Origin of the sequence: Pseudomonas khavaziana (genome assembly GCF_036704165.1) — a bacterium.
GTDB lineage: Bacteria > Pseudomonadota > Gammaproteobacteria > Pseudomonadales > Pseudomonadaceae > Aquipseudomonas > Aquipseudomonas khavaziana.
Genome location: NZ_CP129946.1, coordinates 2,410,000 through 2,436,749, shown reverse-complemented (window position 1 = coordinate 2,436,749; position 26,750 = coordinate 2,410,000). Strand labels below are relative to the sequence as shown.

Here is a 26,750-nt window from a genome sequence, read left to right as displayed (position 1 = left end):
GCAGCTTCGCTGCCCAGCGGGAGCAAGCTCCCTCGCCACAAGGCGTGACTCAGTGAACCGGTGTGCCTTGGTGAAACACCATTCGCCACTGTCCTTGCTCTTCGCGCCACACCGAACTGCGCAATGTATCTCCCACGCCTTGGCGATGACCGCGATAGGTCACCAGCACCACCTTAGCGCTGAGCAATTTCACCGCAAATTCACTCATGCGCCGTTCGCAAAAGACCTCATCCTGCAGTCCGGCAATAACCTCGGTTTTACTACCCCAGACAGTGCCACTGGCACCAAACTCAACAAAATCATCTGACAATAGTTGCCCCAGCCGACCCGCATCTGAGCGCGTCGCACAACTCTGCAGCGCCTGTTCCAGCGTGAATAAATGCACATCCAATTCCATGCCCATTGCTCCTGTGAAATTAATCCTGTAATTTTTCATGAAATTATCCGATACAAATTTCATGACGCCACAAGAAGAACTCGCCGCCCTCGCAGCGCTGATCCACGATCTGCGCAAGCACAAGAAGCTCACCCTGGCCCAACTCGCGCAAAAAATCGAGCGGTCGGTGGGTTTCCTGTCCCAGGTCGAACGCGGCCTGTCGCGCCCGACCGTGGCCGACCTGACCGCCATCAGCCACGCCCTTGACGTACCCACCACCTATTTCTACAGCCTGCCCAAACCCAAGGCCGTGGACTGGGTCACCCGCCCTAACGAGCGGCGCACGGTGTATTACGCCAATGGCATCACCGACATCCTGGTGTCGCCGAGCATGAACGGCGCGTTCTCGATGCTCGATAGCCTGCTGGCTCCCGGCGCCAACAGCGGCGAACAAAGCATGAGCGACCGCGCCGAACAGGCCGGCTTTGTGCTGGAGGGCGAACTGACCCTGTGGGTGGACGATGCGGCCGACCCGGTCACCCTCGGCCCCGGCGACAGCTTCCACCTGGCCAGTTTCGCCCACTGCCGCTACGCCAACCTGACCGACCTGCCCGCCCGCGTCCTGTGGGTCTACAACTAGGAGCTGCACCCGTGAAAAGCCATTCCTCCACGTTGCTGGCCGAAGTACGGACCTTTCGCCAGAACCACCCCGACGTGCGCTATGTCGACCTCATCGCCCTGGACATCCCCGGGCATTTCTATGGCAAGCGCTACCCGGTGGAGATGCTTGAGAAAGTCGCCGCCGGCAGCCCATTGAAGTTGCCGCAGAACGCCGTGTTGCTGGGGGCCCAGGGTGGGTTGTTCAAGATCGGCGACTACTGCTTCAACGACGGCGACCCAGACGCCAATCGGCGACTGGTGCCCGGCACGCTCAAGCCGGTGAGCTGGGAAGCGCTGCCGCTGGGGCAAATGCTCATCACCTCGGACGGCACCGAGGCACCGATTGAATTCGAACCCCGCGAAGTTCTGGCCAAGGTATTGGAACGCTTGCAGCACAAGGGCATTCACCCGGTGGTGGCGTTTGAACTGGAGTTCTACCTGTTCGATAAAAAGCTCGACAACGGCCTGCCGCAATTTGCCCGTGACCCGCTGAGCGATGATGCCGATGACCAGCCCAACCTGCATATCGAACGGCTCTCGCGTTTCAGCGAAGTGCTGGACGACATGGCGCAAACCGCCAAGGACCAGGGCATCGACATCACGGTAATCACCGCGGAAATCGGTCCCGGCCAGTTCGAAATCAATTTCGGCCACTGCGATGACGGCCTGCGCGCCGCCGACTGGGCCGCCCTGTTCTGCCGCAGCACCCGTGGCGTGGCCCTCAAGCACGGTTACCGCGCCAGCTTCATGGCCAAGCCCTACCTGCAATTTCCCGGCAGCGGCATGCATGTGCATGTCAGCCTCTACGACGCGGCGGGTAATAACCTGCTTGCGGCCCATCAGCAGCAGGCGTTGCGCCATGCGGTGGCCGGTTGCCTGGAGTTACTGCCCCACTGCATGCCAATCTTCTCGCCCAACCACAACGCCTTCCGCCGCCTGGGTGGCACCGTCAACGCCGCGACACGTGCCAGCTGGGGCTTTGAAGACCGTGACGCCTGCGTGCGCATCCCCGAGTCTGACCCGCGCAACCTGCGCATCGAACACCGCCTGGCCAGCGCCGATGCCAACCCGTACCTGGTACTGGCGGCGATCCTGGCGGGGCTCGAGCACGGGCTCGAAGCCAAGCGTGAACCCATCGCACCGCTGAACGAGGACCGCAGCAGCGGCGCCGACTTCCCGGTGGAAATGCTCGACGCCGTACGCGCCATGCAGCAGCAACCGCTGTTGCGCGATAAGCTGGGTGCGGAATTTGTCGATGTGTATTGCGAAAACAAACGCCAGGATCACCTGGCCTTTCAGCAGGAAATCCATGCGCGGGAATACCGCTGGTTTCTTTGACTCAACCCCATGGAAACACCGATGACCGACCAAAGCGCCCCGGCCCTCAAGGAACTCTTCAACATCGAACGCCTGCAACACATCGCCACCGAGATGAGCGCGGTGTACCCGGCATTCGATGCCAGGGGCTTTCTCACGCACGCCACATCCGGGCTGGCCGAGCTGTCGGTGATGCAACGCATGGCGCGGGTCAGCGAGAGCCTGCACGCGGTGATCCCGCTGGATTACGCGCAAACCCTCAAGCACCTTTACGCCTTGGCGCCGCGCATCAACAGCGGCTTTGTCAGTCTGTTTTTGCCGCATTACGTGGCGAGCTATGGCCTGGGCGATTTCAAGCGCTCCATGGCCGCGTTGAAATTTTTCACCACCTTTGGCTCGGCCGAGTTCGCCATTCGTCATTTCTTGCTGCACGACTTCGAGCGCACTCTGACGGTGATGCAGCAATGGTCGCTGGATGCCAACGAACACGTACGCCGCCTGGCCAGCGAAGGCTCACGCCCTCGCCTGCCCTGGTCATTTCGCCTGGCCAACGTGCAAGCCAGCCCCGAACTGTGCGCGTCAATCCTGGATAACCTCAAGGCCGACAGCAGCCTCTATGTACGCAAGTCGGTGGCCAACCACCTCAATGACATCACCAAGGACCACCCGGAGTGGGTGCTCAGCCTGATCGAAGGCTGGAACCAGGATAACCTGCACACCGCCTGGATCGCCCGCCATGCGTTGCGCAGTCTGATCAAACAAGGCAACACCCGCGCACTGACGATCATGGGTGCCGGGGCCAAGGCCGAGGTGACCATTGACCAGTTGAGCGTCACCCCGGCGGCGATTCGCCTGGGCGAGCGCATCAACCTGTCGTTCAACCTGACATCCACCGCTCCCCAAGCGCAAAAACTGATGGTGGACTACGCCATCGATTACATAAAGAGCGCCGGCCATAGCGCGTCCAAAGTATTCAAGCTCAAAGCCTTTACCCTGGGCGCAGGCGCACGGCAGCGTATCAACCGCGAGCAGCACATCCGCGAATTGACCACGCGCAAGCACTATCCCGGCACGCACCGGGTGCATGTGCTGATCAACGGCGAGCGCCTCGCCAGCACGGAATTTGAACTGTTAAAACCCTGACCTGAATCAAACAAAAGGCTCTAGAACGGGCCTTTCAGCCGGATAAATTGTCGAACAATCCTGGCTTTCGTCGTTGAGACCCATTATCATCTGGCGCCTTCTCGCTACCCGCAGGGTAGTTGTTTCAATGTGTCACCCGAGGCGCCCATGTACCGTTTTTCGTTTCACCGCCCTTTGATTGCGATCAGCCTGGGGCTGGTCAGCCATTCTGTCTGTGCTGCACTGCAGCCCATGGCCGAAGCTCCGCTGGCCAGCGACACCGAGCTGCACTGCCACTTCAACCGCGACGCCAGCACCGACTGCACCACCACCGAGCATTACACCATCCTCAAGCCCAGCGGCCGCGAAATGCTTTCGCGTATCGACTTCGATTACTCCGAAGGTGACACCTTTAAAGTGATCAGCGCGCAGTCCACCCAGCCCGGCGCCAAGCCGGTGGCCCTGGCCGACACGCAAATCGACACCCGCACCGCCCCCAACCCGGACCAGGGCTTCAGCCGCGACAAGCAAACCTCCCTGGCCTTCCCCAACCTGCGGGTGGGCACACAGATCCGCTACACCATACGCCAGCACTACCCGGCCAAGCCGCTGGTGACCCAGTTCCACTATGTGCTCAAGTTCGGCCCCGGCGCGGCTCGCCGCGATCGCTTCAAGGCGCGCTTCACCGCCGAACGGCCGATCCAGTGGCGCAGTGAAATGTTCGACGGTTTCAAGGTCACTCCTTCGAGCAACGGCAAGACCCTGGATGTGGTGCTTAAAGCGCCGATCTACGTCAACTACATCAATGAATCTTCCGCCGCCGCACTGCTGCGAATCCCACGCCTGGAAGTGGGCAGCGCCGTGGAACGCCAAGCCTACTTCGGTGGTTTTGCACAGCGCTACAACCAGATCCTCGGGGCCAGCCTGCCGGCGCAAGCCGCCGCCGTGTCCGCCGCACGCAGCCTGGCGCCGGCCGAACAAGTGGCTGCGCTGATGCAGCACATCAATGATCACTACCGCTACCTGGGTGACTGGCGCGCCACCGAACGTGGCTACGTGCCATTTAGCCTGGCGGAAATCGAGCAGCACGGTTACGGCGACTGCAAAGACCTGGCAACCCTGCTGACCGCCATGCTCAAGGCCAGTGGTATCAAGGCCGAAACCGCGTGGGTGAGCCGTGGCGATGTGGCAGCCGCCTTGCTGATCCCAGGCCCCCAGGCACCAAACCACGCCATCGTGCGTGCCGAAGTGGATGGGCAAGTGTGGTGGCTCGACCCGACCAACCCGGTCTTCGCCCCCGGCCAGACCATGCCCGACATCCAGGACCGCTGGGTACTGGTCAACGATGCCCAGGGCCAGGTGCGCGAAGAACACATCCCACTGGAGCGCCCCGAGGTCGCGGTGCGCCTGGACAAACATGTGCAGTTCGGTAAGGAGGGCGATGGCGCCGTCAAGGCCACCGTCACCTTCAGCCGCCTGTCGCTGATGCAATTGAGCGTCGCCGACCGCCAGCAAGGCACCACCGCCACCGACCAGAACATCTGCGCCAACTTCGGCAACGACATCAGCGACTGCCAGATCACCCGCGAACCCACCGGGTTTGTGGTGCAGGACGGCTACCGTGTCACGGCCCGCATGAACGACCAGCGCGCCCTGGATCAACTGGGCAATGACTACGTCTATACCGACCCGTCATTGAAAGACCGCTGGGAGGGCTATATCAACTATCGCCGTCACGGACAACAGGCCGACCTCTACCTGGGCAATCCTGAAACTTATGACTACACCTATACCCTGGCAGGCGGGAAGATGGAAAAAGCCGTCCCCGGCTGCAAAGTCCGCTCGCCATGGTACGACCTCGACCTGGATGGGAAGCTGGAGGAAGGTTCGCTGCGCTATCACTATCGCCTGAGCCAGAAAAAGCGCTGGCTGACCCATGCTGAAGTGGCCAGTGATGCGTTCGGCAAGATGATTGAAGAGGCTCGGGCCTGTGCCGAGCAGGTGCATCAAGTCGTGAAGCTCTAAGATCTCTCTGGAATTACGCAACCCAAATGTGGGAGGGGGCTTGCCCCCGATAGCAGTGGTTCAGTCACAGCTGCATTGACTGATACACCGCCATCGGGGGCAAGCCCCCTCCCACATTTTGCTCCCCGTTCCGTCAGTCGGATTCGCCGAGCAGCAAACCCTGCTCCCGGGCACACAACTCCACCACATAATCCCACAACACCCGCAACCGCACCGACTTGTGCAGTTCCCGGCGCGAGCTGATCCAGTAGCTGCGCTGGATGCTCTCCCCCGGCAGCAATGGCACCAGGTCCGCGTCGCCAGCCGCCATGAAGCACGGCAGCACGGCGATGCCCAACCCCGAACGCGCCGCCTGGTGCTGGGCAATCACGCTGGTGCTGTGGAACACCACTTTGGGGTTACGGCAGAAGCTGCTGAGGAATTTCAGCTCCTGGCTGAACAACAGGTCGTCCACGTAATCGATCCAGGCATGGGCGGCGAGGTCTTCGCGCTTTTCGATCGGCGGGTTGCGCGCAAGGTAAGCGCGGCTGGCATATAGCGCGAGGCGGTAGTCAGTGAGTTTGCGCGTCACCAGTTGATCGACGCTGGGGCGTTCCAGATGGATGCTGATCTCGGCTTCGCGGTTGAGGATGCTGACAAAGCGCGGCACCGCGACCAGCTCCACTTCCAAGCCCGGGTAACGTTCGAACAATCCCCCCATGCGACCGGCCAGGAACATCACGCCCAAGCCTTCGGCCACACCCAGGCGGATCTTGCCCAGGGGCGCAGCGGAGTGGGTGAGTTCGTCCTCGGCCAGCAACGCTACGTTTTCCATGGCTTCGGCATGCTTGAGCAGCGCTTCGCCCGAGGGCGTCAGCTCATAGCCCTGGGCATGCTGCACGAACAGCGCAGTGCCGAGGCTCTTCTCGATGGCCTCGATATGCCGGGCCACGGTGGCATGCGTGGTCTTCAAGCGTTGCGCGGCGGTAAGCAGGCGGCCACTGCGCTGCAACTCGAGAAAAAACCGCAGGTCATTCCAGTCGAACATGTCGCCTCCCTTGCCAGAACCCGGCCCACACTGTTTAAAAACGCACAGCAGCTGGGTAAAAACTAACATTTTTAAGACGAAAACTAACAACTAGGATGGGGGCAATAAGAAAAACAAGCGAGACCCCAGATGCCCATTGCAACTGCTGAATACGATTACATCGTGGTCGGCGCCGGCCCCGCCGGTTGCCTGCTGGCCAATCGTCTGTCCGCCAACCCCGCCCACCGCGTCCTGCTGCTGGAAGCTGGTGGCCGCGACAATTACCCCTGGATCCACATTCCCGTCGGTTACCTGTTCTGCATTGGTAACCCGCGTACCGACTGGTGCTTCAAGACCGAAGCCCAGGCCGGCCTGCAAGGGCGCGCCTTGAGTTACCCAAGGGGCAAGGTGCTGGGCGGCTGCTCGTCGATCAACGGCATGATCTACATGCGCGGCCAGGCCCAGGACTATGACGGCTGGGCGGCAGAAGGCAATCCGGGTTGGGCCTGGAAAGACGTACTGCCGTTGTTCAAGCACAGCGAAAACCACTTTGCCGGCGGTTCTGAGTTCCACAGCGATGGCGGCGAGTGGCGGGTCGAACAACAACGCCTGTCGTGGCCGATCCTCGATGCGTTTCGTGAAGCGGCAGCCCAGAGCGGCATCGCCAATATCAATGACTTCAACCAGGGCGATAACGAAGGTTGCGGCTACTTCCAGGTCAATCAAAAAGCCGGTGTGCGCTGGAATGCGGCCAAGGCGTTTCTCAAGCCGGTCCGCCAGCGGCCCAACCTGACCGTGCTGACTGACGTGGAGGTTGACCGGGTGCTGCTGGAAAACGGCCGCGCGTCGCAGGTGCTGGGCCGTCAACAAGGCCAGCAGCTAAGCTGGAAAGCACGCAAGGAAATCGTACTGTGCGCCGGCGCCGTCGGCTCGCCGGGCATTCTGCAACGTTCAGGGATCGGCCCCGCCAGGGTGCTTAAACCGCTGGGCATTGAGGTGTTGCATGAACTGCCTGGGGTTGGCGGCAACCTGCAGGATCACCTGCAACTGCGGCTGATCTACAAGCTGGAAAACGCCCGCACCCTCAACCAGATTGCCGGCACGCTGTGGGGCAAAATGGGCATGGGCCTGCGCTACCTGTATGACCGCAGCGGCCCGCTGTCGATGGCGCCGAGCCAACTGGGCGCATTTGCTCGCTCCGGCCCGGAGCAGGCCTCGGCCAACCTTGAATACCATGTGCAGCCGCTGTCCCTGGAGCGCTTTGGCGAGCCGTTGCACGGCTTCCCGGCGTTTACCGCATCGGTCTGCGACTTGCGCCCGCAAAGCCGCGGCCGCGTGGATATTCGCTCGGCCAATCCGGCGGATGCGCCGCTGATACAACCCAATTACCTCAGCCATCCCGAGGACCTGCGCGTAGCCGCCGACGCTATCCGCTTGACCCGACGCATCGTCGCCGCGCCGGCCCTCAGCCAGTTCAAACCGGTGGAATACCTGCCCGGCGATGCGCTGCAAACCGAAGAACAACTGCACGAAGCCGCCGCACGTATCGGTACTACCATCTTCCATCCGGTTGGCACCTGCCGCATGGGCAATGACCAGGACGCCGTGGTCGATAGCCAACTGCGCGTGCATGGCATTCCCGGCCTGCGCGTTGCCGATGCCTCGATCATGCCGCGCATCACCTCCGGCAATACCTGCTCACCCACGCTGATGATCGCGGAGAAGGCCGCGCAGCTGATCCTTTCACCGACTACTGTAGGAGCGAGCTTGCTCGCGAAAAACCCATCTGCACCGCGCACTACAGGGCACCCCGCGTAACACTTGACGATTTTCGCGAGCAAGCTCGCTCCTACAATAGATAGAAAAATCGCGGCGCTGAGGCTGGCGCCGACAGTGGAACAACAATAAATAATCACTGTGAGGGACACCCGATGTCAGAACATGCTCAACCCCTGGGCTCGGCGGCCAGTGCAAGCACCGCCAACGAATCAAGAAAGGTCATCTTCGCCTCGTCCCTGGGGACGGTGTTCGAGTGGTATGACTTTTTCCTGTATGGCGCCCTGGCGGCGGTGATCAGCAAGCAGTTCTTTGCCGGCGTCAACGACACCACGGCGTTTATCTTCGCCTTGATGGCCTTTGCCGCCGGTTTTGTGGTGCGGCCGTTCGGTGCGTTGGTGTTCGGCCGCCTGGGCGACATGATCGGGCGCAAGTACACCTTCCTCGTCACCATCATCCTGATGGGCGTGGCGACCTTCTGCGTCGGGCTGTTGCCCACCTACGCCAGCATCGGTATCGCCGCGCCGATCATCCTGATCGTGCTGCGCATGCTGCAGGGTCTGGCTCTGGGCGGCGAATACGGTGGCGCGGCCACCTACGTGGCCGAGCACGCGCCGCCGGGCAAGCGCGGGCTGCATACCAGCTGGATCCAATCCACCGCCACCCTCGGCCTGTTGCTGTCGTTGCTGGTAGTGCTGGCCTGTCGTTACTTTACGGGCGATCAGTTTGAAGTGTGGGGCTGGCGCATTCCGTTCCTGTTTTCCATCGTGCTGCTGGGCATCTCGACCTGGATCCGCATGAGCCTTCACGAGTCGCCGGCCTTCTTGAAAATGAAAGAAGAAGGCAAGGCCAGCAAGGCGCCGATCCGCGAGTCATTCGGTAAATGGGAAAACCTCAAGGTGGTGCTGATCGCGCTGTTCAGCATTAACGGCGGGCAGGCCGTGACCTTTTACGCCGCGCAGTTCTACGTGCTGTTCTTTCTCACCCAGTTCCTGAAGATGGACCCGGCCCTGGCCAATATGCTGTTGATCATCAGCGTGGTGATTGGCGCGCCGTTCTTTATCCTGTTTGGCTGGCTGTCAGACAAAGTCGGACGCAAACCGGTGCTGATGCTTGGCCTGCTGCTGGCGACCGCGCTGTACTTCCCGATCTTCAAGGGCCTGGCGCACTACACCAACCCGGCGATGGACCAGGCCAGCCGTCAAGCCCCGATTACCGTACTGGCCGACCCGGCCACCTGCACCTTCCAGTTCGACCCGGTGGGCAAGGCGCGTTTTGACAGCCCGTGCGACAAGGTCAAGACCTTCCTGGTCAAACAGGGCCTGCCCTATAGCAGCGCCGCCGCCCCAGCGGGCAGCCCGGTGCAGGTGAGCGTGGGCGATGTGCGTATCGACGGTTTTGATGAGGCGGCCCTGCGCGGCGCCGTGGCCCTGGCCGGCTACCCGACGTCGGCGGACGTGGCCCAGGTCAACAAGGTCATGGTGGTGGTGCTGATCGTCGTGCTGATCCTGATCGCAGCGATGTGCTACGGACCATTGGCGGCGTTGATGGTGGAGCTGTTTCCGACGCGCATCCGCTACACCTCGATGTCCCTGCCCTACCATATCGGCAACGGCTGGTTTGGCGGGTTCCTGCCGACGGTGTCGTTTGCCCTGGTGGTGTACACCGGCGATATCTTCTATGGCCTGTGGTACCCGGTGGTGGTGACGGGGGTGAGCCTGGTTGTCGGGTTGTTCTGCCTTAAAGAAACCCGGCATGTGGATATCGATAACAACTGATACCTCTTCCCTGTAGGAGCGAGCTTGCTCGCGAAGAACCTGAGAGCAACGCGGGGCGCCAGGCTCCCCGCGTCATCGTTAACGACCTTCGCGAGCAAGCTCGCTCCTACATCGGTGTACGGCGCTCACATATTGCTGTACATCCATACAGATAATGGTTGCTCAAATCCCTCCGACTGAGCATCCTGCAAGGCATCGATCCAATCTGATGGGATGACCATGCGGCTGTACCTCTGTGAAAAACCCTCCCAGGCCAAGGATATCGCGGCCGTGCTCGGCGCCAGCCGCCGCGGCGACGGATGCTGGCTGGGTAATGGGGTCACCGTCACCTGGTGCATCGGCCACCTGTTGGAAACCGCTCCGCCCGATGCTTACGACGCCAAGTACAAGCGCTGGGTGCTGGCCGACCTGCCGATCGTGCCGGAAAAATGGAAGATGCTGGTCAAGCCCAAGACTGCCAGCCAATACAAGGCGGTCAAGCGCTTGCTGGGGGAAGCTCAGGAGTTGGTAATTGCTACCGATGCCGACCGCGAAGGTGAGATGATCGCCCGGGAACTGGTGGAGCATTGTCGCTATTGCGGGCCAATCCAGCGCTTGTGGCTGTCGGCACTGGACGACGCCTCCATTCGCAAGGCTTTGGCTGCGCTCAAGCCCGGAGCCGAAACCTTCAGCCTGTATCACTCGGCCCTGGGCCGCTCCCGCGCCGACTGGCTGATCGGCATGAACATGAGCCGCCTGTTTACCCTGCTGGGGCGCCAATCCGGTTATCAGGGCGTATTGCCGGTAGGCCGTGTGCAAACCCCGACCCTGCGCCTGGTGGTGGACCGCGACCGCAGCATCGCCGATTTCGTACCGGTGGCGTATTGGGCTATCGATGTCGACCTGCGCCACGAGCGCATGACCTTCACCGCCCAGTGGCGCGCCCATGACGATGCCTGCGACGACCAGGGCCGTTGCCTCAACCCGCAACTGGCGCGTGACGCCGCCGACGCCATGCTTAACGCCGCCACTGCGCGGCTGGTGAAGCTTCGTACTGAGCGCATGCGCGAAGTGGCGCCCCTGCCCTTCGACCTTGGCACCCTGCAGGAAATCTGCTCGAAGAAGCTCGGCCTGGGCGCCCAGGAAACCCTGGATATCGCCCAATCCCTCTACGAAACCCATAAAGTCATCACCTACCCGCGCAGCGATTGCGGCTACCTGCCGCTGAGCCAGCACAGTGAAGCAGCAAAGATTCTAGCGGCCCTGGGCCGTGCGGATGCGGCAGTCAATGAGCTGATGCCGCACATCGATCCCCAGCGCCGCTCGCGGGCCTGGAACGACGCCAAGGTCAGCGCCCACCACGGCATCATCCCCACCGGGGCGGGTAAGGATGTGAGCCAACTGACCGGCAAGCACCGTGCGGTCTATACCCTGATACGTGCGCGCTACCTGGCGCAGTTCCTGCCCAACCATGAATATGACCGCACCCAGGCAGACTTCGACTGTGCGAGCCAGGCATTGCGCGCGGTAGGCAAAGTCATTGTCGAGCCAGGCTGGAAACGCGCATTGCCCGAAGCCCTGGCCCCCGCCAAAGGCCGAGAAGCACCCGCGCCACAGGCCTTGCCGACGCTGGTGCAGGGCCAGGACTACGCCGTAGCCAAAGTCAATCTCAAGGACCTGTGGACCCAACCACCCAAGCCCTTTACCGAAGGTGACCTGATCAAGGCGATGAAAAACGTCGCCAAGCTGGTGGAAGACCCACTGCTCAAGCAAAAGCTCAAGGACACCACCGGCATCGGTACCGAAGCCACCCGCGCCGGGATCATCCAGGGCCTGCTCGACCGTGGCTACCTGGTGAAGAACGGCAAGGCCCTGTCAGCCACCCCGGCGGCGTTCAGCCTGATCGACGCAGTGCCCCGCGCCATCGCCGACCCAGGCACCACCGCCATCTGGGAGCAGGCGCTGGACATGGTGCAAAGCGGCGAAATGAGCCTTGAGGAATTCGTCGCCAAGCAAGCGGCGTGGATGAGCAAGCAGGTAGCGCGCTGCAACGGCATGCGCATGACCATCACCGGCCCCGCCAGCCCCGCAGGCCGAGGCGCCACACCTTGGAAGAAGAAACGCAAGAGCGCCCCAGGCAAGACGGCAGCCAGCCCCAAGAGGGCGAAAAAACCGACAACGGCAGGGTAAAACCGGAAAAAATCCGGCAAATGACGTTTTTCGACGGGTTTAACGCCGCTTTGGGTCTTGCCCTGCCGTGGGCCGTCTAGGATTCTGTAGGGGATCTGGACTACCTACAACAAAACCGGAGTGGCCGCCATGAAGACCGTCGCACAATTGCTGAAAGCCAAAGACCAAAAAAACCAGGACGTCCACACGATCAAATGGGATCACACCGTCTTTGAAGCCTTGGTCCGGATGGCGGAAAAAAACGTTGGTGCGTTGCCGGTGGTCAAGGAAGGTGTGGTGGTGGGGATCATCAGTGAACGGGATTACGCACGCAAACTCATACTCAAGGGCCTGTCGTCGGTGACTACTCGGGTCACCGATGTCATGAGTTCGCCGGTAATCACCGTCGATACCCATAAAAGTGTCGAGGAATGCATGAACATCATGACCGACAGTCACCTGCGTCACCTGCCGGTGGTCGAAGACGGCAAACTGCTTGGCCTGCTGTCCATCGGCGACCTGGTCAAGGAAGCCATTGCCGAACAAGCCGCCTTGATCCAGCAGTTGGAGCAGTACATCCGCGGCGAATAGGGGAACCCATGCTCGACACCCTGGAACATCAGGAAGACCACCTCGATACCCTGCACCGGGCCATGGCCGGACGACGTTTTGTGGTGCTGACCGGTGCAGGGATCAGCACCTCGTCGGGCATCCCTGATTACCGCGACAGTGAAGGTGTGCGCCGGGGCAAGGCCCCAATGATGTACCAGGAATTCCTCGCCACCCCAGAGGCGCGGCGCCGTTACTGGGCGCGGGCGATGCTGGGTTGGCCGCGGGTGCGCATTGCCCAGCCGAACAAGGCCCACCGGGCGCTGGCGACGCTGCAACAGCGCGAGCAGATCAGCGGGCTGATCACGCAAAACGTCGACACCCTGCATGACCAGGCCGGCAGCCACGATGTGATTGAGCTGCATGGCAGCCTGCATCGGGTGCTGTGCCTGGATTGCCAACTGCGCAGCGCACGCGATGGGATCCAGCGGCAGATGGAGGTCGATAACCCGCACATGGCGCAGGTGCATGCCGTGCAAGCGCCGGATGGCGACAGCTTGCTCGACACCGCGTTCGAACAGCGCTTCCAGATGCCCCGCTGCCCCCATTGCAATGGCGAACGTCTCAAACCTGACGTGGTGTTCTTTGGCGAGAATGTCGCACCGGCGACGGCGCTCAAGGCGATGACCGCGATAGGCCACGCTGAGGGCCTGCTGGTGGTGGGGTCGTCGCTGATGGCCTATTCGGCGTTCCGCTTGTGCAAGGCGATGGTCGAACAGGGCAAGCCGGTGATTGCGATCAACCTGGGCAAGACCCGAGGAGATGAGCTGCTGCAGGTTAAAATCCAGGCCTCCTGCGAGCAGCTTCTGCCATTGCTCGTCGACCGGATGTAGGAGCGAGCTTGCTCGCGAAAAACCTGAGCACACCGCGTGGCTGTCAGGTGTTCTGAGTCATCGTTGACGATTTTCGCGAGCAAGCTCGCTCCTACGGGGGGCAAAACGCTCGACCTGCGCTTCCAAAAAATGACGCCCAAGTCACGTTTTCCCGCATTCTCCCGCCCCTACAACGATTTATGTAGTGAGTAAAAATAATCACTACATAATCGTTGACGTAAGCTTTTTGTCCTTGCATGATCTAGACGTCTCCCGGATCGGGAGCGTTGGTAACACGCGTTTTGAACAGGCTCGTCTGACCGCCGAGCTGTTTTTCCGGATGTGCACTGCCCACAAGGCGGATTGATGAAGCTGACCAGCCCCGCGAGGGACAGGTACAAGGAGCCTGACCGCTGCTTGTCTTCGTTATGAAAGCATTGCGTAGCAGTTCATCAGCAAGACTACATGCATCAGGTTCAAGACCCTGCCCGTATTCGGCAGACCGTCGCTGACGCCCGGTTTTCGGAACCGGAGACAACTAAAGCGTTTTAACGAATCAACTGATAGATCGCCAACTGGTCAAGGGGCTTACACATGAATCTGAACAACCAACCAACTATCGATGAATTGGCTGAGATGTTCGCAGCGCAGAAAGACACACTCGACGACCATATCCTGTGGATTGGCAAATCGGGCGAAGTGCAAATTGACTGCCTGGCTCCCAACACCAAAGAGGCCGAGTTCGACCGCAATAACCGTGAGCTGGCGGCGCGCCTGAAGATGTACCGCCGAGGCCAGGGTTATGTCGGCAAGAAAGCCGCGGCCGACCGCAATTTTATCGAGCAGGTGTTCGATACACTTAACAATGCCTGGGCATCTTTCAAGGATAACTCGCAGGTTAAAGTGATCGATCGCTACTACTAAGTATTACTCAATCAATGCGGGAGTTGGCTTGCCAGCTCCCGCATTTTTTATAGCGTTAGCAAGTTGGAAACCTGCCCTTCCCCGCCTCATCCCGAAAAATATCGAACAACACTTGCGCCGCCGCCGACAACTCATGCCCAGGTTTGGTCAGCACGCCAATTGGCCGCTCGATCACCGGGCCGGTCAAGGTAATGCAATGAGCACCCGCCTCCTCCATCTGCCGGGCGCATAACGCTGGCACGGCGCTGACGCCCAGCGCGCTGGCGACCATCTTCCCGACGGTCGCCAGTTGATGGCTTTCCAACGCTACGGGCAATTTCATCTGCAAGGCGCCAAGGTGTTCTTCCAGCATCACCCGTACCGTGGAGGGGCGTTGCAACGTGATAAACGGCTGTTCCAGCAAGGTTTTCCAATCGATCTCGGCACGCTGAGCCAACGGCGAATCCCCTGGCACCACGGCGATAAAGCGATCCAGGTATAACGGCGTAAATGCCAACGATGACCCTTCGGACGGCTCGAATGCCACGCCCAACTCCACCTGGCGGTCGCGCACCATCTCCAGTACTTGCTCGTTGATCAGGTCATGCACCGTCACGTTCACCTGAGGGTAACGTGCGCGGAAGATCTTCAGGATCGGCGGCAACAGGTTACCGGCAAACGACGGCATGGCCGCCACCGTCACGCGCCCGCGTTGCAGGGTAAAACGCTGGCGCAGTTCGTCCTCGGCGTTGTCCCAGTCGGCAATCAACCGGCGCGCCAGGGGCAACAGCGATTCGCCCTCAGGGGTCAGCGCGACGTTACGGGTATTGCGGCTGAACAGGCGCCCGCCCAACCCTTCTTCCAGCCCCTTGATGGTCAAGCTCAGTGCCGACTGAGAAAGGTGCAGGCGCTCGCAGGCGGCAGCAAAACTCAGACTCTGAGCAACGGCGAGAAAGGCACGCATCTGTTTGACGGTCATGAGGCAGCTCCACACAGCGCTTGGACTATGCTGTTTTCTAAATCAATCAACCTTAAAAAACAACTTAACAAATCAATCCATCAGCGCAACACTCGGTTCACTGGCTGGACCACAAACAATAAAAGAGGTGCATATGGCAGGTTTCGATAAACGCGTGGCGTCCTATGAAGAAGCGTTGGCAGGCCTGGAAGATGGTATGACCGTGCTCTCCGGGGGTTTTGGCCTGTGTGGCATTCCGGAAAACCTCATCGCCGAAATCAAGCGCAAAGGCACCCGTGATCTGACAGTGGTTTCCAACAACTGCGGCGTCGACGGCTTCGGTCTGGGTGTGCTGCTGGAAGAAAAACAGATCAGCAAAGTGATCGCCTCCTATGTGGGCGAAAACGCCCTGTTCGAGAAGCAACTGCTTAGCGGCGAGATTGAGGTAGTCCTCACCCCCCAAGGCACCCTGGCCGAAAAAATGCGCGCAGGCGGTGCCGGCATCCCGGCCTTCTTCACCGCCACCGGCGTCGGCACCCCAGTCGCTGAAGGCAAGGAAACCCGCGAATTCAATGGCCGCCCCTATTTGATGGAAGAGTCCATCACCGGTGATTTCGCCATCGTCAAAGGCTGGAAGGCCGACCACTTCGGCAACGTCATCTACCGCCACACCGCCCAGAACTTCAACCCGCTGGCCGCCACCGCCGGCAAGATCACCGTGGTCGAAGTCGAGGAAATCGTCGAACCGGGCGAACTGGACCCGGCGCAGATCCACACCCCTGGCATCTACGTCGACCGGATCATCTGCGGCACCTTCGAAAAGCGCATCGAACAGCGCACCGTCCGCAAATAATCCGTCCAGAACAATAAGAGGAAATCACCATGGCGCTTACCCGCGAACAAATGGCTCAACGCGTCGCCCGCGAAATGCAGGACGGCTACTACGTAAACCTGGGCATCGGCATTCCGACCCTGGTGGCCAACTACATCCCCGACGGCATGGAAGTGATGCTGCAATCGGAAAACGGCCTGCTCGGCATGGGCCCGTTTCCTACCGAAGACACCATCGATGCCGACATGATCAACGCCGGCAAGCAAACCGTCACGGCGCGCATCGGCGCTTCGATCTTCTCTTCCGCCGAGTCCTTCGCGATGATTCGCGGCGGGCATGTCGACCTCACCGTGCTCGGCGCATTTGAAGTGGACGTACAAGGCAACATCGCCTCATGGATGATCCCCGGCAAGCTGGTCAAGGGCATGGGCGGCGCCATGGACCTGGTGGCTGGCGCGGAAAATATCATCGTGATCATGACCCACGCATCCAAGGACGGTGAGTCCAAATTGCTCAGCCAATGCAGCCTGCCGCTGACCGGCGCGAACTGCATCAAGCGTGTACTGACGGACCTTGCGTACCTGGAAATCGAAAATGGCGCTTTTGTCCTCAAGGAACGCGCACCTGGCGTCAGCGTTGAAGAGATTGTGAGCAAGACCGCCGGTAAACTGATCGTCCCGGACCACGTTCCAGAAATGCACTTCCAGTGAGGACAGATTCCATGCAAGACGTCGTGATTGTTGCTGCCACCCGCACCGCCGTGGGCAGCTTCCAAGGTTCGCTGGCGAACATCCCGGCCCCGGAACTGGGCGCCGCGGTGATCCGCCGCCTGCTGGAACAGACCGGCCTGGACCCGGCCGAAGTCGATGAAGTGATCCTCGGCCAGGTACTCACCGCAGGCTCAGGCCAGAACCCGGCACGCCAGGCTTCGATCCTCGCCGGCCTGCCCCATGCCGTGCCGAGCCTGACCCTGAACAAGGTCTGCGGCTCGGGCCTCAAGGCCCTGCACCTGGGCGCCCAGGCCATTCGTTGCGGCGACGCCGAGGTGATCATTGCCGGCGGCATGGAAAACATGAGCCTGGCCCCGTACGTGCTGCCCGCCGCGCGCACCGGCTTGCGCATGGGCCACGCGAAGATGATCGACAGCATGATCATCGACGGCCTGTGGGATGCGTTCAACGATTACCACATGGGCATCACCGCCGAGAACCTGGTGGACAAGTACGGCATCAGCCGTGAAGCCCAGGACGCCTTCGCCGCCGCCTCCCAGCAAAAAGCCGCCGCCGCCATCGAAGCCGGGCGCTTTGCCGATGAGATCACCCCGATCCTGATTCCCCAGCGCAAAGGCGACCCGGTGGCTTTCGCGGTGGACGAACAACCCCGCGCCGGCACCACCTCCGAGTCCCTGGCCAAGCTCAAGCCGGCGTTCAAGAAAGACGGCAGCGTCACCGCCGGCAACGCCTCCAGCTTGAACGATGGCGCCGCTGCCGTGCTGCTGATGAGCGCCGACAAAGCCCGGTCCCTCGGCTTGCCGGTATTGGCGCGGATCGCCAGCTACGCTAACGCCGGCGTTGACCCGGCCATCATGGGCATCGGCCCGGTGTCGGCCACCCGCCGCTGCCTGGACAAGGCCGGCTGGCAGTTGGCTGACCTGGACCTGATCGAAGCCAACGAAGCTTTCGCTGCGCAATCCCTGGCAGTGGGCAAAGAGCTGGAATGGGACGCCGAGAAGGTTAACGTCAACGGCGGTGCCATCGCCATCGGCCACCCGATTGGTGCCTCAGGTTGCCGCGTGCTGGTGACCCTGCTGCATGAAATGATCAAGCGAGATGCCAAGAAAGGCCTGGCGACGCTGTGCATCGGCGGCGGGCAAGGCGTGGCCCTGGCGCTCGAACGCAGCTGATTCAAAGAGCAACATGAAAGGGCCTGGCTCCACGAAAAGCCGGGCCTTTTCTTTGACCAATTCCTGCAGAAAAATCACAGTCAGAATGTGGGGCTTGCCCCCGATGAAGGCGTGTCAGTTGGTACATCTGTAACTGACACACCGCCATCGGGAGCAAGCCCCCTCCCACAGTTTGATTGCATTGCAACCTTTGGCTTTCAGTGGCCTGAGGCTGCTGGCCTCGCCCCGTTGCAGGTGGAGCTGGCACTACCTGGCGCCTGACTCAAGCACACCATCGATCAAAATGTGGGAGGGGGCTTGCTCCCGATGAGGGCGTGTCAGTTGGTACATCTGTAACTGACACACCGCTATCGGGAGCAAGCCCCCTCCCACAGTTTGATTGCATTGCAACCTTTGGCTTTCAGTGGCCTGAGGCTGCTGGCCTCGCCCCGTGCAGGTGGAACTGGCACTGCCTGGCGCCTGACTCAAGCACACTATCGACCAAAATGTGGGAGGGGGCTTGCTCCCGATGAGGGCGTGCCAGTTAATACATCCGTCACTAACCCACCGCTATCGGGGCAAGCCCCCCACATTGATCTCATTGCCTTGCGGCTTGTGGCACCGCAAACACCGCACTCGCCCGCAGTACGATGCGCTCCTGGACTTGCAAACTCAGCGTGGCAAACGCCATTTGCCGCCCACGCTTGTGGCTGTCCAAGCGCACCACCATCCACTCCCCTACCTGCACAGCGCCCAGGTAGTCCACGGTCATGCTGGCGGTAATCAACGGTAACGGCGGCTCACTGGAAAACGCCATGGCGTAACCCATGCCGATATCCGCCAGGGTTGCCAGCACCCCACCGTGCACCGTACCGCGCCCATTGGCGTGACGATTATCGGCGCGCAGGCCGATTTCCAGCTGCAAGCCTTCGCCCCGGCAATACGCCGGGCCGAGCAGGTCCAGCAATGGGCTGCTGCGAGGTAATGGAACAAAACCTTGAGGAACGGTGTGGGTGGTCATGACGGCTCTTCCCTGGAAAGAGCCCCAAGATGTACGCCAAGCGTTACGCAGCCGCCATTACCATCAACCGCGCAAATTCCCCGCCATGCGTGGCGAGTTGCTGCGTCAGCGTTTCATACAGCGCTGATAGCGCTCATCCACGCGCTTGGCGAACCATGCCGTGGTCAGGTTGCGGGTGATCTTCGGGCTCTTGAGCACTATGCCCGGCAGGATCGCCCGTGGCAGCGGCTTGCCCGCGGCCTGATCGGCCAGGGCAAAAACGCGTTTGTAGAGGGTAGTGTCTTCGAAATCCAACTGCTCGCCCTGCTCCAGCTGGCTGCGGATGCTCGGATTACGCATGTCCAGTTTTGCCCCCAGTGAGCGCACCGCCAGCTCGGTGGTGCCGGGCAGCAAGGAGCCATAGCGGATCAGATCCCCGTCCAGCGCCAGCTCCTTGCCGGTGACGCGGCTGACGGCCGCCTGGAACGCCGCGTTGCGGCTGGCGTACCAGCCGGCATTGAAATCGGCAAAGCGGTACAGCGGCTGATCGTAGCTCACCGGGTAGCCGAGCAGATGGGCGATACCGAAGTACATGCCGCCACGACGGGTGAAGACTTCGCGGCGAATCGTGCCGTCCACCGTGTAGGGATAACCCCGTGCCTGTTTTTGTGCGAAGTCGATACTGACCTGCATCGGGCCTGCGGTGTGCACCGGGTTGAAGCCGCCAAACAGCGTATTGCCCAGGGGCACCATGCTGATGAAGTCATCGAAGATCGCGCTCAGGTCCTTCTCGGTGCGAGCGACATTCAAGCGGTCGGCGTAGGTCTTGCCGGTGGGCGAACGCAATTGCAATGCGCTGCGTACCACGAATGCGGGCACATGCACCTTGCCGGCACGGCGCAGGATTTCATCCTGGGCGATCTTGCCCATGCCGGGCACTGGTGGGTCGACCTGAAAGGTGGATTCCTGCTCGGTCACCGCCAGTACGGCGCAGATGTTTTCAGTGCTGGGGTAGATCTTTTGGGTGTCGAAGGCGGTGTAGATGTCCTGGGCCCAACCGTTGCGGTCCGCCACCTTGGCCGGCAGCAGACGCACGATCTGCGCCTTCACCTCGGCTTCACTGCGCTCGGGTTGCTGCGGGCCGCGTGAGGTGGAACAACCGGCGAGCACCAGCAAAGGCATGAGGCAGAGGAGCAGACGGCTTGAATACATGGGGCTTCCTTGATGAACGACGGGCCGGACAGTGCAGATATCGACAGATAAGTCTAACCGGGGTTCGTCGGTATGCAGAACCCGGTGCCTGGCCGTAGCTGAAACATCCCACATAACTGCCGGATAAGCTCTACTCCCCTGCCCCGGGAACCGCTGCAAAGTCCCTCGCCTGATTGAACAGTGCGAGGGATTGCAGATGGCTTTTTTCGTTAGAGCCCCGATTGCCGGGGCTGTTGCTTGAGCCCGGCCATCGGCAGGCTGGCCCTGACCCCGATGGATGTGCAGACGCCCGACGCTGAAGGGGTTCTGCGCGACTTTCGCGATTGCCTGAATACGTTTGACGCCTGGGCCGAAAGCTTCTGGAGCTTCTCGGCGCTGGATGTGGAGCAGGTGTTCAAGGTCGGGGACGAGGTGGCGCTCGTTGCACCGATCAACCGTTCACTGCTTCCCAGCAACACCGTCGCCACCTGCCCGGCCAGCGGTACGTTGACCCTGGTGCACATGTTCCAGAGCACCCGGTTCGTCCCTATCGGCAACACGCCTGTAATGTTGCAACGCATTGACCCAGACGGCGGCGCACTGGGCGACCCCATCCACAAGACCATCGGCCCGAGCGGCATTCTCGAGATCACCGAGTGTGATCGCAACCAGCAATATCGGGTCAGTTTTTACCCCAACGTTTCCGGCGATCACGTCAAGGCACTGTATGCGTCTTATCAGGCGGTGATCGGCGGGCTGGAAGTGCGCCTGCGTGAAGCGTGGGACAGCAGGTTCCAGGCGCAGTGGAAAGGCTATACCAACGCGACACCGCTTGACCGACGCCGACTGGTAGAAGCAGCGTTTCTCAGTGGTATGGGCAAGGCCCTTTACGGCCTTTGGGACAACATCACACAGCTGTATGACCTGCTGGCCGACCTCAAACCCAACAGCGAGAAGCTGCTGCAATACCTCTCTCAAGCGCAATTGGATGAGCTGTTGACGCTGGGCCAAGACGCGATTGCCCAGGGCCTGCTGGTGCTCAGTGATGAGCCACTGTTGTTTATCTACCTGGCGGCGATGGTCAGTTGGATGCGCATGTTGCCGCCGCCGGACATGAGTGAGCTATGGGGCGAAATCACCGGCGAGGTGCTGATCGGGTTGCTGCTGATTCGCGTCTTGGGGGCGATGGGCGTGGCGGCACGGTTGGGGGCTCAGGTGCTTAGCCCTATCAGGTCCGGGCGGGCGCGGGTGTTGTTGGAGATGCTCGCCAAGCAGCTTGTGGGGCCGGGGTTGGGGCCGCATGTGGAGGCGGCTAAGCCGTTGTTGCTGAGCAGTGCGGCGACGCCGGTCAAGGTGGTGCCGGCTGTACCGTTGAAGGCTGGGGATCAACTGGTTTCGAACCCGCTGCCGGCAGTGCGCAGCAAGGCCCGGCAGACGGTGCTGGTGCGGCAGGAGCATGTCGATGATGCGCCGGCCATGGCGTCGAATCCCAAGGGGGATGCGACGGCGCCTGCGGACAAGACCGTAACCAACGGCTGCCCTGTGTCGATGGTCACCGGGGAGGAATTGCTGACCCTCACCGATGGTGCGCTGGACGGGATCTTGCCGTTTGAGTGGACACGGTTGTATCGCACCAGTGCGGTGGAAGTGGATTGTGGGTTGGGGTTTGGCTGGAGTCATGGGCTGGCGCATCGGCTGGTTATTTCTGGCGACTCGGTGGTGTGGACGGACCATGAGAATCGCTCGACCACCCTACCCTTGCCCACAGCGGCTCGACCGGCGATCACCAATAGCCTGGCCGAAGCGGCGATCTACCTGGGCTCGACGCCTGATGAACTGGTGTTGGCCCAGGCGTCGCGGTTCTATCACTTTCGCGACGGTGTGCTGGTCTCGATCAGCGATGCGTATGACAACCGCCTGCGCATTGTCCGTGATCGTTCCGGGCGGATTGAGCGGTTGGATAACGGTGCCGGCCGTTCGCTGCTGCTGCGTTATGAAATGGATCGCATCGTGGCGGTGGACTACCAGGTTCATCGCGCCAAAGGCCGTGATCCCTACGTCTGGGAGACCGAGCAGAACGTCGTTTCCTACGCTTATGACGAAGATGGACGACTGGTTTGCGCGACCAATGCTGTCGGGGAAAGCGAGCGTTATCGCTACGACGAGCAGCACGTCATTGTCGAGCGGCAGTTGGCCGGTGGGGCGAGTTTCTTTTGGGCGTGGGAAGGCTCCGGCAAAGCCGCACGCTGTGTCCGGCATTGGGCGAGTTTTTCGCAGATGGACACGCGTTATGCCTGGGCGGATGACGGTCGTGTCACCGTGCATAACGCTGATGGTAGCCAGGAAGTGTATGTCCACGACGACCGGGCGCGGTTGGTACAGCGCATTGATCCGGATGGCGCCCAGCACTTCAAATCCTACGATAAAAAAGGCCGGCTGACCGTCGAGCAAGATCCGCTGGGCGCGGTGACGGCCTATCAGTACGACGAAGCCGGACGCTTGGTGGCGCTGTTTCCGGGGGATGACGAGCCGACTTCCTACGAGCATGACAACGGTTTCGTACGGGTTGTCAGGCGCGGCGAGGCGGTCTGGAAATATGAGCGTAATAGCCAGGGCGATGTTACGCGTAGGACCGATCCCGATGGGCAGGTCACGGACTACAGCTACAACAAACGCGGGCAGTTAACCGGAGTTTGGTACCCCGATCACAGTTGTCATCGGCTGGTGTGGAATGAGCGTGGGCAGTTGCTCGAAGAACAACTGCCCAATGGCGGGATCAAGCGTTATCGCTATGACGATTTAGGGCGGCAGGTTGCCCGTGAGGATGAATACGGGGCGCTGACCCGTTACGAATGGGACGCCGTAGGACGTCTGCTGAAACTGACCCAGCCCGGCGGCGCTTGCCGGGAATTGAGCTACAACCCCTACGGAAAAATCATCGCCGAGCGCGATGAACTCGGCCACGTCACCCGCTACGAATACGCCGACGGCCTGCACCTGATCAGCCGCCGCCTCCACGCCGACGGCACCCAGGTCAAATACCGCTACGACAACGTTCGCTTACTGCTCACCGAGATCGAAAACGAAGTCGGCGAAACCTACCAGCTCACCTATCACCCCAACGGCCTGCTCCAACAGGAAACCGGCTTCGACGGCCAGCGCACCGCCTACGTCTACGACCTCAACGGCAACCTGCAGGAAAAGACCGAACACGGTGACGACGGCAGTCAGCTCATTACCCGCTACGAGCGCGACCACGCCGGCCGCCTCGTCCGAAAAACCCTGCCCGATGGCAGCGTGGTTGATTATGCCTACGACCGCCAAGGCAACCTCCTCAGCGTCGAAGACGGCCACTGGGCGCTGGCCTACGAGTACGACCGCCAAAACCGCCTCACCGCCGAGCACCAAGGCTGGGGCACCTTGCGCTACGGCTACGACGTCTGCGGCCAGCTGAAAAACCTGCGTCTGCCCGACAACAACCGCCTCACCTTCAACCACGACAAAGGCGGCCACCTCGCCACCGTCGAGCTCAACGGCGAAGTGCTCACCTCGCACCTGTTCCGTGCCGGTCGTGAACACCAACGCCAACAAGGCCAGCTGCTCAGCCACTACCACTACGACGACCAGCACCGCCTGCACGCCCACGCCATCACCCAACAACAAAACCACCGCTACCAGCGCCAATACGACTACGACAAAAGCGGCAACCTCACCCGCCTGCTCGACACCCGCAAAGGCGAACATCGCTACCACTACGACCCCCTCGCCCGCCTGACCCGCGCCGACCATTCGCAGGACGTGCAGGAACGCTTCGCCCACAACCCGGCCGGCAACCTGCTCATGCAAGACCGCCCCGGCCCGGACATCGTCGCGGCGAACCGCCTGGTGATCCAGGGCGACCGCCACTACGACTACGACGCCTTCGGCAACCTGATCCGCGAACGACGCGGCAAAGGCCAGCAACTCGTCACTGAATACCGCTACGACTGCCAGCACCGGCTGATCAGCGTGACAAAGCCCAACGGCGAAACCGCCAGTTACCGCTATGACCCGTTTGGGCGGCGCATCAGCAAGACCGTGGACGGCAAGATCACCGAGTTTTTCTGGCAAGGCGACAAGCTGATTGCCGAACACCATGCGGATTGTCATCGCAGCTACATCTACGAACCGAACAGCTTTCGTCCACTGGCGCTACTGGAAGGCTTCGGCCCACAAGCCACAACGCCCTACCACTACCAACTCGACCACCTCGGCACACCACAGGAACTCACCGACACCGAAGGCGAAATCGTCTGGTCCGCCCACTACCGCGCCTACGGCCAAATCGCCCGACTCGACGTAGGCAAGATCGACAACCCACTGCGTTTTCAGGGACAGTATTTCGATCAGGAAAGCGGGCTGCACTACAACCGCCATCGCTACTACAATCCGGATATTGGTCGCTACCTGACGCCGGATCCGGTGAAGTTGGCGGGTGGGGTCAATGGCTACCAGTACGTGCCCAATCCTACTGGCTGGATTGATCCACTTGGCCTGAGTAGATGCCCTGGTGAATGCGGTCCCGCTGAAGGCGTCGAAGATCCTGCAACCAGTGCAAAAACCAAAGACAGCCAGCCGACGCTGCCTGCTCCTGAAGAAATTCAGTGGACCGCTCATGGTTATAAGCACAGCCCGTCTAAGAAAATGCCTTGGAAAGATATTTTGGCAACAACAAAGTCCGGCCCGGCAAAGTACAAACCGGGTATAAATATTGAAAATCTGGAAAGAGAAGCCTATAAAAATGGCAGAGCGACTACTAATGGAAAACCTTGGAAAGTGATGGAGTACTCTGAGAGCATTGGGGCCAGCGAAGGAGCATCCAGCCGCTGGATACGCATAGAGTTGAGTGCAAAAACCATTCACGGCCACCCTATTTCAGAAAGAGAATTTCGGAGGTTAACTAAATGATCTCGTTAGATTTCCTGAAAGGCAAAATCACTTACGATGAGCTATCAATACTGCAGAATTCCGGGATTGAGCACCAAGCCCACAACCTAAAGGAGGACATGCTTCAGGTTGAATATCCAGACGGCTTTCTTATTGATGTAGGTTGGTATCCTTCATTCGATGCAAAAGGGCATTTTCAAATAAAGGTTATTAAAGACTACGAATGGGACTCTCCCACTTTAAAACTTACCGCACAATCAATTAGCACACTAAGCGAGCTGCTGCTGCTCGCTCAAGACTCGATTAATACAGAACTTCAAAAAACCACCACTTCGTTGATCGCTTGATAACGTCTAACGAAGTGTATCTGCGCAAGCTCGCCCCTGTGAAAAGCAAACCCACTCACCACAGGGGATAAACGGCGCCGTTAGATCCCCGCCAATGCCAAATCCATCGCAAAGTACGTAAAAATCAAATCCGCCCCCGCCCGCTTGATCGACCCCAACGTCTCGCGCACCACCCGGTCCTCATCAATCGCCCCGGCCTGTGCGCCAAATTTGATCATCGCGTACTCACCGCTCACCTGATACGCCGCCACTGGCAGGCGCGAAGCCTCGCGGATGTCGCGGATGATGTCGAGGTAGGCGCCGGCTGGCTTGACCATCAGTGCGTCGGCGCCTTCCTGTTCGTCGAGCAGCGATTCGCGCACGGCTTCGCGGCGGTTCATCGGGTTCATCTGGTAGCTCTTGCGGTCGCCCTTGAGGGCGCTGCCACCGGCTTCGCGGAATGGGCCGTAGAGAGCCGAGGCGAATTTGGTGGAGTAGGCCATGATCGGGATATGGGTGAAACCGGCGTCATCCAGGGCGCGGCGGATGGCCTGGACCTGGCCGTCCATGGCCGCCGATGGGGCGATCACATCGGCACCGGCGCGGGCGGCGGCCACGGCTTGTTTGCCGAGGTTGACCAGGGTCGCGTCATTGTCCACATGAGCGCCGTGCATCACGCCGCAGTGGCCGTGGTCGGTGTATTCGCAGAAGCAGGTGTCGGACATCACGATCATTTCCGGTACGGCGTCCTTGATGATCGAGGACATGCGCGAAACCAGGCCCTGTTCTTTCCAGGTGTCGCTGCCGCTGGCGTCCAGATGGTGAGACACGCCGAAGGTCATCACCGACTTGATACCGGCGCGGGCGTAACGCTCGATCTCGCCGGCCAGTTTCTTCTCAGGAATACGCAGCACACCCGGCATGCTGGTGATCGGCACGAAGTCGTCGATTTCTTCTTCGACGAAAATCGGCAGCACCAAATCGTTGAGGGTGAATTCGCTTTCCTGGAACAAGCCACGCAGCTCCGGAGAGCGGCGCAGGCGGCGTGGACGGGCTTGGGGGAACTGACTGGTCATGGCTTTCCTGAAAAAATGGCTGAAATC

General features: G+C 60.7%; 21 protein-coding genes. 15 read left to right on the top strand and 6 right to left on the bottom strand.

Features of this window, described 5'->3' with window-relative positions:
• Positions 1–49: 49 nt before the first annotated feature.
• A complete protein-coding gene (locus QYQ93_RS10930) occupies positions 50–460 on the bottom strand; it encodes a DUF4440 domain-containing protein (RefSeq protein ID WP_235387848.1) in 411 nt (136 codons plus the stop codon).
• Here QYQ93_RS10930 and QYQ93_RS10925 point away from each other — a divergent pair.
• From QYQ93_RS10925 to QYQ93_RS10910, 4 genes are all read left to right on the top strand, one after another.
• Positions 459–1,016, top strand: coding sequence for an XRE family transcriptional regulator (locus tag QYQ93_RS10925; protein ID WP_338476897.1), 558 nt, complete (start codon positions 459–461; stop codon positions 1,014–1,016). The two genes, QYQ93_RS10930 and QYQ93_RS10925, sit on opposite strands and share 2 nt — an antisense overlap.
• Positions 1,017–1,027: 11 nt before the next feature.
• Positions 1,028–2,374: a glutamine synthetase family protein gene (locus QYQ93_RS10920; RefSeq protein WP_338476896.1), complete on the top strand. Its 1,347-nt coding sequence runs from the start codon at positions 1,028–1,030 to the stop codon at positions 2,372–2,374.
• 21 nt (positions 2,375–2,395) lie between these two features.
• Positions 2,396–3,496 carry a DNA alkylation repair protein gene (locus QYQ93_RS10915; RefSeq protein ID WP_338476895.1) on the top strand — a complete coding sequence of 367 codons (1,101 nt, stop codon included), beginning with the start codon at positions 2,396–2,398 and terminating at the stop codon, positions 3,494–3,496.
• A 147-nt stretch (positions 3,497–3,643) separates the two neighbouring features.
• Entirely contained in the window at positions 3,644–5,500 is a 1,857-nt protein-coding gene (locus tag QYQ93_RS10910) for a DUF3857 domain-containing transglutaminase family protein (RefSeq protein ID WP_338476894.1), read from the top strand.
• 133 nt (positions 5,501–5,633) lie between these two features.
• Here the strand turns inward: QYQ93_RS10910 and QYQ93_RS10905 are convergent, their stop codons facing one another.
• The gene (locus QYQ93_RS10905) at positions 5,634–6,527 is read right to left on the bottom strand and encodes a LysR family transcriptional regulator (protein ID WP_043050208.1); all 894 of its coding nucleotides are present in this window, start codon (positions 6,525–6,527) and stop codon (positions 5,634–5,636) included.
• A 129-nt stretch (positions 6,528–6,656) separates the two neighbouring features.
• On the opposite strand from QYQ93_RS10905, the gene QYQ93_RS10900 reads away from it, so the two are divergent.
• The 6 genes from QYQ93_RS10900 to QYQ93_RS10870 all read left to right on the top strand — a co-directional run bounded on the left by QYQ93_RS10900 (position 6,657) and on the right by QYQ93_RS10870 (position 14,553).
• Complete coding sequence (locus QYQ93_RS10900; RefSeq protein ID WP_043050207.1) at positions 6,657–8,324, top strand: GMC family oxidoreductase; 1,668 nt, start codon at positions 6,657–6,659, stop codon at positions 8,322–8,324.
• A gap of 113 nt (positions 8,325–8,437) precedes the next feature.
• Positions 8,438–10,060 (top strand): MFS transporter, encoded by a 1,623-nt coding sequence (locus tag QYQ93_RS10895; RefSeq protein ID WP_043050206.1) that lies wholly within the window; start codon positions 8,438–8,440, stop codon positions 10,058–10,060.
• A gap of 219 nt (positions 10,061–10,279) precedes the next feature.
• Positions 10,280–12,229 (top strand): DNA topoisomerase III, encoded by a 1,950-nt coding sequence (locus QYQ93_RS10885; protein WP_338476893.1) that lies wholly within the window; start codon positions 10,280–10,282, stop codon positions 12,227–12,229.
• A gap of 129 nt (positions 12,230–12,358) precedes the next feature.
• Positions 12,359–12,799 (top strand): CBS domain-containing protein, encoded by a 441-nt coding sequence (locus tag QYQ93_RS10880; RefSeq protein ID WP_043050205.1) that lies wholly within the window; start codon positions 12,359–12,361, stop codon positions 12,797–12,799.
• 8 nt (positions 12,800–12,807) lie between these two features.
• Entirely contained in the window at positions 12,808–13,650 is an 843-nt protein-coding gene (locus tag QYQ93_RS10875; RefSeq protein WP_043050204.1) for an NAD-dependent protein deacetylase, read from the top strand.
• Positions 13,651–14,223: 573 nt separating this feature from the next.
• Complete coding sequence (locus QYQ93_RS10870) at positions 14,224–14,553, top strand: hypothetical protein (RefSeq protein ID WP_046071979.1); 330 nt, start codon at positions 14,224–14,226, stop codon at positions 14,551–14,553.
• A 55-nt stretch (positions 14,554–14,608) separates the two neighbouring features.
• Here QYQ93_RS10870 and QYQ93_RS10865 read toward each other — a convergent pair whose 3' ends face one another.
• Positions 14,609–15,511: a LysR family transcriptional regulator gene (locus tag QYQ93_RS10865; RefSeq protein ID WP_043050202.1), complete on the bottom strand. Its 903-nt coding sequence runs from the start codon at positions 15,509–15,511 to the stop codon at positions 14,609–14,611.
• Positions 15,512–15,644: 133 nt separating this feature from the next.
• On the opposite strand from QYQ93_RS10865, the gene QYQ93_RS10860 reads away from it, so the two are divergent.
• The 3 genes from QYQ93_RS10860 to QYQ93_RS10850 are packed head-to-tail and all read left to right on the top strand — an operon-like array spanning position 15,645 to position 18,225.
• Entirely contained in the window at positions 15,645–16,343 is a 699-nt protein-coding gene (locus QYQ93_RS10860; protein WP_010211319.1) for a CoA transferase subunit A, read from the top strand.
• Positions 16,344–16,372: 29 nt separating this feature from the next.
• Positions 16,373–17,032 (top strand): CoA transferase subunit B, encoded by a 660-nt coding sequence (locus QYQ93_RS10855; RefSeq protein ID WP_003190327.1) that lies wholly within the window; start codon positions 16,373–16,375, stop codon positions 17,030–17,032.
• Between the two features lie 11 nt (positions 17,033–17,043).
• Entirely contained in the window at positions 17,044–18,225 is a 1,182-nt protein-coding gene (locus tag QYQ93_RS10850; protein ID WP_338476891.1) for an acetyl-CoA C-acetyltransferase, read from the top strand.
• A 577-nt stretch (positions 18,226–18,802) separates the two neighbouring features.
• Here the strand turns inward: QYQ93_RS10850 and QYQ93_RS10845 are convergent.
• Positions 18,803–19,225 carry a PaaI family thioesterase gene (locus QYQ93_RS10845; protein WP_338476890.1) on the bottom strand — a complete coding sequence of 141 codons (423 nt, stop codon included), beginning with the start codon at positions 19,223–19,225 and terminating at the stop codon, positions 18,803–18,805.
• 105 nt (positions 19,226–19,330) lie between these two features.
• On the bottom strand, positions 19,331–20,416 hold the full coding sequence (locus QYQ93_RS10840) for a DUF1615 domain-containing protein (protein ID WP_043050199.1): 1,086 nt from the start codon (positions 20,414–20,416) through the stop codon (positions 19,331–19,333).
• A 273-nt stretch (positions 20,417–20,689) separates the two neighbouring features.
• On the opposite strand from QYQ93_RS10840, the gene QYQ93_RS10835 reads away from it, so the two are divergent.
• Together QYQ93_RS10835 and QYQ93_RS10830 are read left to right on the top strand one after the other, a co-directional pair.
• Positions 20,690–25,342 carry an RHS repeat-associated core domain-containing protein gene (locus QYQ93_RS10835; protein ID WP_338477248.1) on the top strand — a complete coding sequence of 1,551 codons (4,653 nt, stop codon included), beginning with the start codon at positions 20,690–20,692 and terminating at the stop codon, positions 25,340–25,342.
• The gene (locus QYQ93_RS10830) at positions 25,339–25,668 is read left to right on the top strand and encodes a hypothetical protein (protein ID WP_338476889.1); all 330 of its coding nucleotides are present in this window, start codon (positions 25,339–25,341) and stop codon (positions 25,666–25,668) included. Before QYQ93_RS10835 ends, QYQ93_RS10830 begins: the two co-directional genes overlap by 4 nt.
• Before the next feature lie 80 nt (positions 25,669–25,748).
• On the opposite strand, the gene hemB is transcribed toward QYQ93_RS10830, so the two are convergent.
• Positions 25,749–26,723, bottom strand: coding sequence for a porphobilinogen synthase (gene hemB / locus QYQ93_RS10825; protein WP_034119035.1), 975 nt, complete (start codon positions 26,721–26,723; stop codon positions 25,749–25,751).
• Positions 26,724–26,750 lie beyond the last annotated feature (27 nt).